Source organism: Corynebacterium incognita (assembly GCF_014217255.1).
GTDB classification, from domain to species: Bacteria; Actinomycetota; Actinomycetes; order Mycobacteriales; family Mycobacteriaceae; genus Corynebacterium; species Corynebacterium incognitum.
Map to the genome: position 1 here is coordinate 759,319 of NZ_CP059404.1, position 12,434 is coordinate 771,752.

Below are 12,434 nucleotides of genomic sequence, written 5' to 3' on the forward strand. Positions count from 1 at the left end.
TACGCAATGCAACTAGTACGTCAGCTGACGATTCGCCGCGGAGTTCGGGCGCGGCGGATCATCGCTCGTGATAACCATTCCGGCCACGATGCCGGCCAGGGCGCCGCACAGGTGTGCCTGCCAGGACACCCCGGCGTCGTTAGGCAACACTCCCCAAATGAGGCCGGCGTACATGAAGCCCAGAACCACGCCCAAGATGACCTGGCGGAAACTGCGGTTGAACAAACCACGCCACACCAGGTAGCACAGCCAGCCGTACACCAGCCCGGATGCGCCAACGTGATTGGTGCCCAAGCCGCCCAGCAGCCACGTGCCCAGGCCGCCCAGCACCACCACGATGCCGGTGACTTCCCACCAGGTGCGGCGGCCGGTGGCTCCAATGAAGAAGCTAAAAATAGCGCCGGGCACGGTGTTAGAAATGAGGTGATCAAATCCGACGTGCAGTAGTGGCGCCGTGAGGATTCCCCACATGCTGGAGATATCCCACGGGTGGATACCAAAATGCGTCAGGAACCCGCCAAAGACAAAGGTATTGATGAGGTGCACGGCCCAGATGGACACAACGTACAGCACCGCAAACGACATCCCCGTGCGGAAACCACCAGCCTGCGGGCGCTGGGTGCGGCGCGGCGCGCCAGGCCCCTGGTAGGAGACGGGCCGGGCATCACCGAAGATATTTCCTTGATTAAAGCCACCGGGCTGCGGACCCGTTTGCGGCATCTGGCCATAGCCGGAGGTGGGGCGACTGCGGTCACCCCCGGAGGGATACTGGTAGCTCATGGTGAGGATGCGCCCTTTCCGGCTAGTCCTGGGCGGACGCCGCTAATCCATCATCGCGGTCAGCAGGCTGTCCTGGTTGTACGCCAGCCACTCTACTAGAGCGTCCCGGTCCGCCATGGGGCCCTCTCCCTGCGGCATCTCGCTGGCGGCGAGGAACAAGCGCAGGTCATTGAGCCCAGCCACGAAGGACGCGGCCTCCTCTTCGTCCAACGTCACATTGACGCTGCCATTGGGCCCCAAGACCTCGCCGATGAGCTGGAGGTTCATGAGCTTCGCGCGCGCGATGTCATTCTCGTGCAGGCTGCGTAGAAGCTGCGCGTCGCCGTCGAACTCCTCATCGCCCTCGCGCTGGAAATCCGGGAACAGGCGCGCTAGCGACGGATCCTCCGGGGCGTCCTTGTGCCCGGAGGCCATCCCCATCATGTCCGCAAGTTCATCCTTGGGCGCGGACTGCACCCGCGCGATGATCGCTTCGCTCACCGACGCCGCGAGATCGCCTAAGACCTCCCGCTCAATCGGTTCGAACACCGTGCTGTACTTGACGCCTTTGATGAGCGCCTTTTTCTTCTTCCACTCCTGCATTGTCGCTACCTCACTCCCCCTAGCCGGCCTGCTGCATGGTTGCCCACAAGCCAGCAACCTGAAGCTTCTTCACGTCGCCTTCGATCTTGTCGCGCTCGCCCGTGGAGACTACTGCTTTGCCCTCGGTGTGCACCTGCATCATGAGTTCCTGGGCGCGCTTTTTGTCGTAGCCCAGCACGGTCTGGAAAACATAGGAGACATACGACATGAGGTTGACGGGGTCATCCCAGACGATGCACATCCAGGGCAGGTTCTCACTCGTGGCAACGTCGAGCTGCAACTCCTGATCTAGCTCGGGCGAGGCCATGGGCCCCGCAACCACGCGGGAGGAGTCAATAGCGTTAGGCACCTTCATAAGGTACAAGCGTAGCGCGGATTTCTGGCAAATTCTTTTCGGGTAAGGTATGTGGGGTGAATTACACTCCACCGACTTCCCTGTCCGCAGACCGCTCCACCGCTCTGCTCACGGACAAGTACGAGCTCACCATGTTGCAGGCGGCGCTTCGCGACGGCACCGTGGACCGCCAGGTCGCCTGTGAGGTATTCTGCCGCCGCCTGCCCAACGAACGCCGCTACGGCATGGTGGCCGGCACCACCCGCGTGCTGCGCGCTATCCAGGATTTCCGTTTCACCGAAGCGCAGTTGGAAACGCTTCACTTCCTTGACGAAAAAACCATCGACTACCTGCGTAACTACAAGTTCTCCGGGCAGATCGACGGCTACCGCGAGGGCGAGCTGTACTTCCCCCATTCACCGCTATTGACCGTCCGGGGCACCTTCGGCGAATGCGTCATCTTGGAGACGGTCATCCTCTCCATCATGAACGCGGACTCCGCGATAGCCTCCTCCGCCGCCCGCATGGTCACGGCCGCCGACGGTCGCCCCATCATTGAGATGGGTTCCCGCCGCACCCATGAATACGCGGCGGTCACCGCGGCCCGCGCCGCCTACCTGGCGGGCTTTGAAGCCACCTCGAACCTCGAGGCTTCTTACCGCTACGGCATCCCGGCTTCCGGCACCGCGGCACACGCGTGGACGCTGGCGCATGTCAACGAGGACGGCACCCCGAACGAAGAAGCCGCGTTCCGCTCCCAGGTGGAGACGCTGGGCACGGACACCACGCTGCTGGTGGATACCTATGACATCACCAAGGGCGTCGAGACGGCAGTCAAGGTCGCCGGACCGGAGCTCGGCGGCGTGCGTATCGACTCCGGCGACCTCGGCGCGGTGACCCGCCGCGTGCGCAAGCAGCTCGACGATCTCGGCGCCACCAACACCAAGATCGTGGTCTCCTCGGACCTCGACGAGTTTGCCATCGCTGGTCTGCGCGGCGATCCCGTGGACATCTACGGCGTGGGCACCTCGGTGGTCACCGGTTCCGGCTCCCCGACCGCCGGCCTGGTGTACAAGGTCGTGGAGGTCGAAGGACATCCAGTGGCCAAGCGTTCTTCCTCCAAGCAATCGCTGGGCGCCGCCAAGCGCGGCTTCCGCACCTACCGCAGCACCGGTACCGCGGTGGAGGAAGTAGTCACCCCCATCGCGGCCGAGCAGCCCGACGCTGTGTCGCCCCGCCTGGAAGTCCGCGAGATCACGACCCCGATGATGCGCGACGGTGAGCTCGTCGACGAGCTGCCTTCCTTGGAGGAGGCCCGCGAATACGTCAAGCAGGCCCTGGTCTCCCTCCCATGGGAAGGCCTGGCGCTCTCGCGTGGCGAGCCGGCGCTCAACACTCGCTTTTCTGGTTTCTAATCCCCCGACAGACGACATCACCGGAGCTCCTACACTTCACGAAGCGCGTCACAGAAAGTCATGAGCGTTAGATACACTGTCTAGGTACTAACAGCCTGCCTGGGTCATTCCCGGCACGCACAGCACCCCATAGGAAGAAGCCGCCCAGCATGACTGAAGAGACCGCCACCCCAGCAGAGCTTCCCAGCACCCGGGCGTTGCTGGAGGTGGCGGTTGCCGCGTTGGGTGGGGCCCGCCGCGAGGGGCAGGAAAAGATGGCGGATGCCGTCAGCACCGCGCTGGAGAACAAGCGGCACCTCGCTGTCCAGGCCGGCACGGGTACCGGCAAATCGCTGGCGTACCTGGTCCCCGCAATTCGGCACGCGCAGGCAACCGGTTCCACGGTGGTGGTCTCCACCGCAACGTTGGCGCTGCAGCGACAGCTGGTGGAGCGCGACCTGCCACGGCTTGTCGACGCCCTGGACGGCGAGATGGAGAAGAAGCCGACGTTTGCGATTTTGAAAGGCCGCAACAACTACGTCTGCCTCAACCGGATCGCTAAAGAAGAAGGCACCCCTGCAGAACTTGGCGAGGACGAGGGCGGGATCACCTGGTTGGGCAAGCAGGTCAAGCGCGTTGCTGACTGGGCGGACGAGACGGAGACCGGCGACCGCGATGACCTGGAACCGGGCGTTCCGGACAAGGTCTGGAAAGCGGTGTCGGTGACTTCCAACGAGTGCCTGGGTGCCACGCGCTGCCCGCACGGCGAGGAATGCTTCGCAGAAGCCGCCCGCCGGCGTGCCCAGGACGTGGACATCGTGGTCACCAACCACAGTCTCTTGGCCATCGATGCCCTCAGCGACATCAACATCCTTCCCGAGCACGACGCCGTCATCGTGGACGAGGCCCACGAGTTGGACGCTCGCATCACTGCCTCTGCCACCGCGGCCATCAATGCGCGTTCGTTGCGGATGATGGCCACCCGAGCGCGCTCCCTGGGCGCGGAGGGCAAGGACGCGCGGCTGACGGAGCAGGCCGATGACTTCGCACAGGACGTCTCCGAGCTGCCACCGGGAAGGTGGAAAAACATCGAAGGCCCCATCAAGGGCCAGCTGGTCTCGCTGCAGGAGACCTTACTGTCGTTACGCACCGCAATTTCCGACGTCCCGTCCGGTGAGCCCACGCAGGACCCCGAGACCTACGCGGAGCGAATGAACCTCACGAACTTGGTCGATGAGACCGTACGCACCATCGTCCGCATCCTCGATGTTTTCTCTTCCCCCAACCCGGCGAAGCACGAGGACGTCGTCTGGCTGGAGACGGGGCGGGACAATGACCTCAGCACCTTGGCGGTCGCGCCACTGTCGGTAGCGGACATGCTGCGGGAGAAGCTCTTCGGCTCCCGCACAGTGGTGCTGACCTCGGCCACCTTGGTTATCGGCGGTCGCTTCGACGCGATGGCCGCCCGCTGGGGACTCCCGGCCGGCGAGTGGGATTCCATGGACGCGGGTACGCCGTTCGACCCGTCCAAAGCCGGGATCCTTTACGTGGCGCGCCACCTTCCCGACCCCGGTCGCGATGGCCTGGGCAAGGAACGCCTGGAGGAGCTCTTCGAGCTCATCATGGCCGCGGGTGGGCGCACCCTGGGCCTGTTTTCTTCCACCCGGGCGGCCAAAGAAGCTGCTGAGGCGCTGCGCCCACGCTTGCCCTTTGACGTGTTTTTGCAGGGCGACGATTCCGTCGGCGCCCTCGTGGAGAAGTTCTCCAAGAACGAAAACTCGTGTCTGTTTGGCACGCTGTCGCTATGGCAGGGTGTGGACGTACCCGGTACCGCGTGCTCACTGGTGACCATTGACCGCATCCCGTTTCCCCGTCCGGACGATCCGCTGCCGCAGGCACGCAAGGAAGCCGCCGACGCCGCGGGCCGCAACGGCTTCATGGAAGTCTCCGCGTCGCACGCTGCGCTGCTCATGGCGCAGGGCGCGGGCCGCCTGTTGCGCTCGGTCAACGATCGCGGAGTCATCGCTGTGCTGGATCCGCGCCTGGACACCAAGCGCTACGGTGGCTTCTTGAAGTCCTCTCTTTTGCCCTACTGGCAGACCACGGCGCCCGACGTAGCCAAGGGCGCCCTGCGCCGACTCGTGGCTGGGAACTAGGCCGCAGCTTATTCGGCGAGCGGGCTGTGGAACGCGACGACGGTCGCGGAATCCGGCGCAACCTCGGTGTAGCCGGCATCACGGATCACTACGCCCGCACCGGGATCAGTCTCTGCCTTCTCAAGGGCAGCAGTAAAAACCTCCGGCGAGGCTTCCACGACGGAGAGCGGGTAGCCGGTCTGGGCCCACTCGTGGGCCTCGTCCGCGGTCATGGCCGCCGCCAGGAGCATGGAACCGTGTCCGACCTGCGCTGCGGCTTTGCCCATGGACATCCCCAATCCGCCGTCGACGTACAACGCTGGGTGCTCCGGGGTGGGTGCCGGTAGGTCATCATCATGCGGGAGATCGGTGTGCCCGATCTGCAGCTTCGCGACGGCCGCGGGAACCTCCGCCACCGCGGAGGGAACGAAGGCGCGCGCGAGGTTATCCACCGTGACGCCGGGCAGAGCTTGGACGTCGTCCCAGGCCTTATTGCGGGCACGGCGCGCTACCTTCCGGATACGGTGGCCGTACCACTGAGCGAGGCCGTCGACGAAGGCACCGGATTCAGCGCCAGCGCGCTCGTCAAGGCACACGGCGACGACGGCCTGCGCGGCGGCGACCAACACCGCGTTGCGCGCGGGCGGGGTACCTTTGGGCAGGTTCAATGCCATCTGCATTGCCTGGACGGTCGCGGGATCGTCGGGGTCCTCGACGTCATCACGCCAACTCCGTGCGGTGGTGGCGGCGACGAGTCGGCGGTGCGCCTGGTGAAACTCGGGGGTCATGCGTCGCGGATTAGGCGTCCACGATGCCCAGGATGCTCAGGGCATCGGGAATCTCGGAGCTCACGCCTGCCACGGACATGCCCGCGCGGGAGTGAACTTCAGCGCCGGTGGCACCGCTGCCCAACACTAGGGAACGGCTAACGTCGCGGTCGGATTCGGCATCGACAAACTCCACTGGGAAGCCTGCGGTGCGCAGCGACTCAGCGAAGCTCTCCTCGATGGCGGGCGCCTGCCCCTCCGGCTCATTGATCACCACGACGTCGTCGATGGCACGCATGCGCACGAAGCGCGACATGCTTATCGTCAAGCCGATGCGCTGGGCCAGTGTGGCAAGTTCGGCACGTACGCCCTCGTCGTCGTGGGGCACGGTGAGGTACAGCTCAATCGCGGTCAGCGGGGTGCGCGCGGTGCCGCGGATGCGGTCGATGTTGACGTCGAAGTCAGCCAGTGTCTGGGCGACCGCGAATACGTAGTGTGCGGAAATCTCCGGCGCAAAGAGCACCAGGGAATGCGTCGAACGGGCACGGGAGCCGCGCTCGACGTCATCGCCAGCCTCCACGAAAACGTTATGCGAGTAGACGCTCAACGTGTTCGTCAGGCCCTCGCGCGTGACATCAATGCGGTCAGTATCGATGTTGACAAACGCCACCAAGGTAATGCGCCCGCGGATAATGGACTGCTCAGCGTCCACGAGTTCCACGCCATTGGAGGCAAGGACGCGGAAGAACGCGGAGGAAATACCGGGCTTATCCGGGCCGGAGGTGGAGATGACTGCTTTAGTGCGCGCGGGTTTATTCACACTATCCATTATTGTCCTATCTTGCTTGCAGCGCCAAAAAAGTGCGGAGGGTGGAATATAAAAAGCGGGCCCGCGAGTAAAACCTCGCGGGCCCAACTTTGTCAGGAAATTCAGGTGTCAGCCTTGGAAGGCGACTGCGCTAACTTTCGTTAACTAGTGGCCGTGGCCAACGTGTGCTTCCTTACGCATACGCTCCACCATGTGCGGGTAGTGCAGCTCGAACGCAGGGCGCTCGGAGCGGATACGCGGCAGGGACACGAAGTTGTGGCGCGGCGGCGGGCAGGAGGTTGCCCACTCCAGGGAGTTGCCGTAGCCCCATGGGTCATCCACGGTGACAATCTCGCCGTAGCGCCAGGACTTGAAGGTGTTCCACACGAGCGGGATAACCGAAGCACCCAGCACGAAGGAGAAGATGGTGGAAATCTGGTTGTACGCGGTGAAGCCGTCAGACTCGAGGTAGTCGGCGTAGCGACGTGGCATACCCATGTTGCCCACCCAGTGCTGGATGAGGAAGGTGCCGTGGAAGCCGATGAAGGTCAACCAGAAGTGAATCTTGCCCAAGCGCTCGTCCAGCATACGACCGGTCATCTTCGGGAACCAGAAGTACAGACCACCAAAGGCGGAGAACACCACGGTACCGAACAGGGTGTAGTGGAAGTGAGCAATCAGGAAGTAGGACTCAGCGAGGTGGAAGTCCAGTGCCGGGGAGGCCAGCATAACGCCGGTCATACCGCCGAAGAGGAAGGTGGACATGAAGCCCATTGCCCAAATCATCGGGGTCTCCCAGGTGATGTGGCCCTTCCACATGGTGCCCACCCAGTTGAAGAACTTAACGCCGGTTGGAACCGCAATCAGGAAGGTCATGAAGGAGAAGAACGGCAACAGAATCGCACCGGTTACGAACATGTGGTGTGCCCACACAGCCATGGACAGTGCCGCGATGGCCAAGGTTGCAAATACTAGGCCGATGTAGCCGAAGACTGGCTTACGGGAGAACACTGGAACGATCTCGGAAATGATGCCGAAGAATGGAAGTGCAATAACGTAAACCTCTGGGTGTCCGAAGAACCAGAAGAGGTGCTGCCAGAGTATTGCGCCACCGTTAGCGGAGTCAAAGATGTGTCCGCCGAGCTTGCGGTCATACAGAACACCCAACGCTGCAGCGAGCAGCAGAGGGAAAATCATCAAAACGATGATGGATGCCGCGAAGATGGTCCAGGTGAATACTGGAAGACGGAACATCGTCATACCAGGAGCGCGCAGGGTGAGGATGGTGGTCACCATGTTGATAGCGGATGCAACGGTACCAACACCGGTTGCACCGACACCGACGATCCACATGTCAGCGCCGATGCCTGGGGTGTGCACGCTGTCAGCCAGCGGGACGTACATGGTCCAGCCGAAGTCTGCTGCACCGCCCGGGGTCAGGAAGCCAGAGAGCATAGCCACGCCACCGATGGTGGTGATCCAGAAACCGAAGGCGTTCAGACGTGGGAAGGCAACATCCGGGGCACCAATCTGCAGTGGCAGGACGTAGTTAGCAAAGCCCCACACAATTGGGGTTGCGAACAGCAGCAGCATCACGGTGCCGTGCATGGTGAACAGCTGGTTGAACTGCTCGTTGGACAAGAACTGCAGACCCGGAACGAACAGCTCCGCACGGATCAGCAGGGCCATCAGACCACCGAGGAAGAAGAAGCTGAACGACATGATGATGTACATGATGCCCAGCTGCTTGTGGTCGGTGGTGGTAAGCATCTTCCAGGCAAAGGAGCCCTGTTTTGCATTACCAGTTGGCTCTGGACGAGTCGGCTGGACGTAATTGTCCACCCTTGGCGCCACAGCGGTCATGTGAATCCTCCTGACTATGAGGCCTTTGCACCACGCACTTTTAATACGCACTACAAAGGCCACGCTTTTACACCGATTAATATTAGGCCATCGCCTGGAAGAATTTCCAGCCAATCCCAATCCGGTTGCACCCACTAGTCGCGGGCGTGCCACGGAAAGTTCCCACCCATGCCGCGTTGTACCACGTCGACGGCCCCAACTCGGCCGAGTTTCCAGCGATCCCCCTCTTCCGCTGGCCAAACACGTGGCATACGCCACACCGTTTTCGAGGACGTTGCGCCCCGGTCGACGATTAACACCCCCGGTAGGTATCAAACTTAAGGTTGAAGGAACTCCAACGGGAAGGCGCCCCAGGAGCACGTCCCCCGCACAGTAACGACCGACGCCCCGCGCGCTGGAGCGCGTGCGGGGCGTCGGGTGGTCTCAGGAATAACGCAGCTGAGCCTGCGGCGGCAACGTTAACGGGTTAGAAATCCCAGTCGTCGTCGGTGGTGTCCTCGGCCTTACCGATGACGTAGGACGAACCGGAGCCGGAGAAGAAGTCGTGGTTCTCATCAGCGTTCGGCGACAGGGAAGACAGGATGGCTGGCGACACACGGGTCTCGTCCGCCGGGAACAGTCCCTCGTAACCAAGGTTGTTCAGCGCCTTGTTAGCGTTGTAGCGCAAGAAGCGTTTGACGTCCTCGGTCCAGCCGAGCTCGTCGTAGAGGTCCTCGGTGTAGTCCAGCTCGTTTTCGTAGAGATCATAGACAAGGTCAAAGGTGTAGGCCTTGAGCTCGTCCTGCTCCTCCTGGCTGAGCTTAGACACACCCACCTGGTACTTGTAGCCGATGTAGTAGCCGTGGACAGCCTCGTCGCGGATGATGAGGCGGATGATATCCGCGGTGTTGGTCAGCTTGGCGTGCGAAGAGAAGTACATCGGCAGGTAGAAGCCCGAGTAGAAGAGGAAGGACTCCAGCAAAGTCGAGGCAACCTTCTTCTTATATGGGTTATCGCCCTGGTAGTACGACATGACGATCTTGGCCTTGCGCTGCAGGTTCTCGTTCTCCTCGGACCAGCGGAACGCGTCGTTGATCATCGGGGTGGACGCCAGCGTCATAAAGATATTGGAGTAGCTCTTCGCGTGCACCGACTCCATGAAAGCGATGTTGGTGTACACCGCTTCCTCGTGCGGGGTCACGGCGTCGGGAAGCAAGCTCACCGCACCCACGGTTCCCTGGATGGTGTCCAGAAGGGTCAAGCCAGTGAACACACGCATGGTGGTCTCCTGCTCTTTTTCCGTGAGCGTCTTCCAGCTCTGCAAGTCGTTGGACACCGGAACCTTTTCCGGCAGCCAGAAGTTGCCAGTCAAACGATCCCAGACTTCCAGGTCCTTGTCGTCCGGAATCGTGTTCCAGTTGATAGCCTTCACCGGCTTCTCGTGTTCAGCCAGAAACTTGTCGTACTCGTTGTGCTCGACCACGTTGACTCCCTTGTCGCCTTGTCTACTGCCTTGTTGCCCCGCTCTTATCCGGGGCGTTGAACTTGGGTGATTGACCGCTACCCCACGGCGTCGTTAAGCGCCGCGGCCCTGCGAGCGGGGTTCTACAGCATGCAGGATACGCAACCCTCGACTTCGGTGCCGGTCAGTGCCATCTGGCGCAGGCGGATGTAGTACAAGGTCTTGATGCCCTTGCGCCATGCGTAGATCTGCGCGCGGTTAATGTCACGAGTGGTGGCGGTGTCTTTGAAGAACAGCGTCAGCGACAGGCCCTGGTCCACGTACTTGGTGGCTTCAGCGTAGGTGTCGATGATCTTCTCAAAGCCGATCTCGTACGCATCCTGAAAGTAGTCGAGATTCTCGTTGTCCATGTGCGGTGCCGGGTAGTACACGCGGCCAATCTTGCCTTCCTTGCGGATCTCAATCTTGGAGGCAATCGGGTGGATCGACGAGGTGGAATTGTTGATGTACGAGATGGAACCGGTCGGCGGCACTGCCTGCAGGTTGCGGTTGTACAGGCCGTGCTTGGCGACGTCCGCCTTCAGCTGCGCCCAGTCCTCCACCGACGGGGTGTGGATCGAAGAGTTGGCGAAAAGCTCCTTGACCTTTTCTGTCTTCGGGGCGAAGTCCGCCGGGTTGTAGCGGTCGAAGAACTCGCCGGTGGCGTACTCGGACTGCGGGAACTCCGCGAAATACTCGCCGCGCTCGCGGGCAATCTTATTGGACGCGCGCAGGCAGGCGTACATGATGGCGGCGAAGTAGGCGTTGGTGAAGTCCAGGCCTTCCTCGGAGCCGTAGGCGATGTGCTCGCGGCCTAGGTAGCCGTGCAGGTTCATCTGGCCCAGGCCGATGGCGTGGGACTCGTTGTTGCCCTTGCGGATGGATGGCACGGAGTCGATGGAGGTGCGGTCGGCGACGGCGGTCAGGCCGCGGATGGCGGTCTCCACGGTGGAACCAAAGTCCGGGGAATCCATGGTCATCGCGATGTTGAGCGAGCCGAGGTTACAGGAGATGTCGTTGCCGATGGTCTCGTAGCTCAGGTCCGCGTTGAACTCGGACGGGGTGTTTACCTGCAGGATCTCGGAGCACAGATTGGACATGTTAATCCAGGACGTCTTGATTGGGTTCGCTTTGTTCACGGTGTCCTCGTACATGATGTACGGGTAGCCGGACTCGAACTGGATCTCCGCCAAGGTCTGGAAGAACTGGCGCGCGTTGATCTTCTTCTTGGAAATGCGCGGGTCTTCCACCATCTCCTCGTAGTGCTCGGTCACGGAGATGTCCGCGAAGGGCTTGCCGTAGACACGCTCGACGTCGTATGGCGAGAAAAGGTACATGTCGTCGTTCTTCTTGGCCAGCTCGAAAGTGATGTCCGGGATGACCACGCCCAGCGACAGGGTCTTGATGCGGATCTTCTCGTCGGCGTTTTCGCGCTTGGTGTCCAGGAAGCTGAGGATGTCCGGGTGGTGCGCATTGAGGTACACCGCGCCGGCACCCTGGCGGGCGCCAAGCTGGTTGGCGTAGGAGAAGGAGTCCTCGAGCAGCTTCATCACGGGGATGACGCCGGAGGACTGGTTCTCGATGTGCTTAATCGGCGCGCCGGACTCACGGATGTTGGACAGCAGCAGCGCCACACCGCCACCGCGCTTGGACAGCTGCAGCGCGGAGTTGATGGAACGGCCGATGGATTCCATGTTGTCCTCAATACGCAGGAGGAAGCAGGACACCAGCTCACCGCGCTGTGCCTTACCGGCGTTGAGGAAGGTCGGGGTAGCCGGCTGGAAGCGGCCGGACATGATCTCGTCCACCATCTTCTCCGCCAGGCCCTTGTCGCCGTCAGCCAAGAACAAGGAGGTCATGGCCACGCGATCTTCGAAGCGCTCAAGGTAGCGGCGGCCGTCGAAGGTCTTCAGGGTGTAAGAGGTGTAGTACTTGTACGCGCCCAGGAAGGACTTGAAGCGGAACTTAAAGCCGTATGCGCGTTTGAACAGGGACTTCACGAAGTCGAAGTCGTACTGATCGAGCACTTCCTGCTCGTAGTACTTGTTCTTCACCAGGTAGTCCATCTTTTCTTCCAGGTCGTGGAAGTAGACGGTGTTCTGGTTCACGTGCTGGAGGAAGAACTGGTTGGCCGCCTCGCGGTCCTTATCAAACTGAATCTGACCGTTTTCGTCGTAAAGGTTCAGCAGTGCGTTCAACGCGTGGTAATCAAGCTGGTCGGCCGGCTTCACCGGCTCTGCGACGGACTTTCCTAGCTGCTGGGCGGAACCGGAGGTGGTGGGAGTACTCAC

The 12,434-nt window shown here is 61.7% G+C and carries 10 protein-coding genes; 2 read left to right on the forward strand and 8 right to left on the reverse strand.

Annotation, left to right across the window (positions count from 1 at the left end):
• Nucleotides 1–12 precede the first annotated feature (12 nt).
• The 3 genes from H0194_RS03515 to clpS are packed head-to-tail and all read right to left on the reverse strand — an operon-like array spanning nt 13 to nt 1,669.
• The gene (locus H0194_RS03515; protein ID WP_185176464.1) at nt 13–780 is read right to left on the reverse strand and encodes a rhomboid family intramembrane serine protease; all 768 of its coding nucleotides are present in this window, start codon (nt 778–780) and stop codon (nt 13–15) included.
• Between the two features lie 42 nt (nt 781–822).
• Nucleotides 823–1,362: a DUF2017 domain-containing protein gene (locus H0194_RS03520; RefSeq protein ID WP_185176465.1), complete on the reverse strand. Its 540-nt coding sequence runs from the start codon at nt 1,360–1,362 to the stop codon at nt 823–825.
• Nucleotides 1,363–1,381: 19 nt separating this feature from the next.
• Nucleotides 1,382–1,669 (reverse strand): ATP-dependent Clp protease adapter ClpS, encoded by a 288-nt coding sequence (gene clpS / locus H0194_RS03525; RefSeq protein WP_185176858.1) that lies wholly within the window; start codon nt 1,667–1,669, stop codon nt 1,382–1,384.
• A gap of 104 nt (nt 1,670–1,773) precedes the next feature.
• Here clpS and H0194_RS03530 point away from each other — a divergent pair, with 104 nt between their 5' ends.
• Together H0194_RS03530 and H0194_RS03535 are read left to right on the forward strand one after the other, a co-directional pair.
• Nucleotides 1,774–3,111 (forward strand): nicotinate phosphoribosyltransferase, encoded by a 1,338-nt coding sequence (locus H0194_RS03530; RefSeq protein ID WP_185176466.1) that lies wholly within the window; start codon nt 1,774–1,776, stop codon nt 3,109–3,111.
• Nucleotides 3,112–3,260: 149 nt separating this feature from the next.
• A complete protein-coding gene (locus H0194_RS03535) occupies nt 3,261–5,246 on the forward strand; it encodes an ATP-dependent DNA helicase (protein WP_185176467.1) in 1,986 nt (661 codons plus the stop codon).
• A gap of 8 nt (nt 5,247–5,254) precedes the next feature.
• Here the strand turns inward: H0194_RS03535 and H0194_RS03540 are convergent, their stop codons facing one another.
• The 5 genes from H0194_RS03540 to nrdE form a co-directional block, all read right to left on the reverse strand.
• Nucleotides 5,255–6,013 carry an aminoacyl-tRNA hydrolase gene (locus H0194_RS03540; RefSeq protein ID WP_185176468.1) on the reverse strand — a complete coding sequence of 253 codons (759 nt, stop codon included), beginning with the start codon at nt 6,011–6,013 and terminating at the stop codon, nt 5,255–5,257.
• A gap of 10 nt (nt 6,014–6,023) precedes the next feature.
• Nucleotides 6,024–6,812: an ACT domain-containing protein gene (locus H0194_RS03545; RefSeq protein ID WP_185176469.1), complete on the reverse strand. Its 789-nt coding sequence runs from the start codon at nt 6,810–6,812 to the stop codon at nt 6,024–6,026.
• Between the two features lie 153 nt (nt 6,813–6,965).
• Complete coding sequence (ctaD, locus tag H0194_RS03550) at nt 6,966–8,663, reverse strand: aa3-type cytochrome oxidase subunit I (RefSeq protein WP_185176470.1); 1,698 nt, start codon at nt 8,661–8,663, stop codon at nt 6,966–6,968.
• Between the two features lie 466 nt (nt 8,664–9,129).
• Nucleotides 9,130–10,125 carry a class 1b ribonucleoside-diphosphate reductase subunit beta gene (nrdF, locus tag H0194_RS03555; RefSeq protein ID WP_185176471.1) on the reverse strand — a complete coding sequence of 332 codons (996 nt, stop codon included), beginning with the start codon at nt 10,123–10,125 and terminating at the stop codon, nt 9,130–9,132.
• Between the two features lie 122 nt (nt 10,126–10,247).
• Nucleotides 10,248–12,374, reverse strand: a complete 2,127-nt coding sequence (gene nrdE / locus H0194_RS03560) for a class 1b ribonucleoside-diphosphate reductase subunit alpha (protein WP_246389132.1) — start codon at nt 12,372–12,374, stop codon at nt 10,248–10,250.
• Between the last annotated feature and the right edge of the window lie 60 nt (nt 12,375–12,434).

Bases quoted from the DNA above. Each gene is read 5' to 3' on its own strand.
- H0194_RS03515 (WP_185176464.1), bottom strand. From the start codon at position 780: ATGAGCTACCAGTATCCCTCCGGGGGTGACCGCAGTCGCCCCACCTCC.
- H0194_RS03520 (WP_185176465.1), bottom strand. From the start codon at position 1,362: ATGCAGGAGTGGAAGAAGAAAAAGGCGCTCATCAAAGGCGTCAAGTAC.
- clpS (WP_185176858.1), bottom strand. From the start codon at position 1,669: ATGGCCTCGCCCGAGCTAGATCAGGAGTTGCAGCTCGACGTTGCCACG.
- H0194_RS03535 (WP_185176467.1), top strand. From the start codon at position 3,261: ATGACTGAAGAGACCGCCACCCCAGCAGAGCTTCCCAGCACCCGGGCG.
- H0194_RS03540 (WP_185176468.1), bottom strand. From the start codon at position 6,013: ATGACCCCCGAGTTTCACCAGGCGCACCGCCGACTCGTCGCCGCCACC.
- ctaD (WP_185176470.1), bottom strand. From the start codon at position 8,663: ATGACCGCTGTGGCGCCAAGGGTGGACAATTACGTCCAGCCGACTCGT.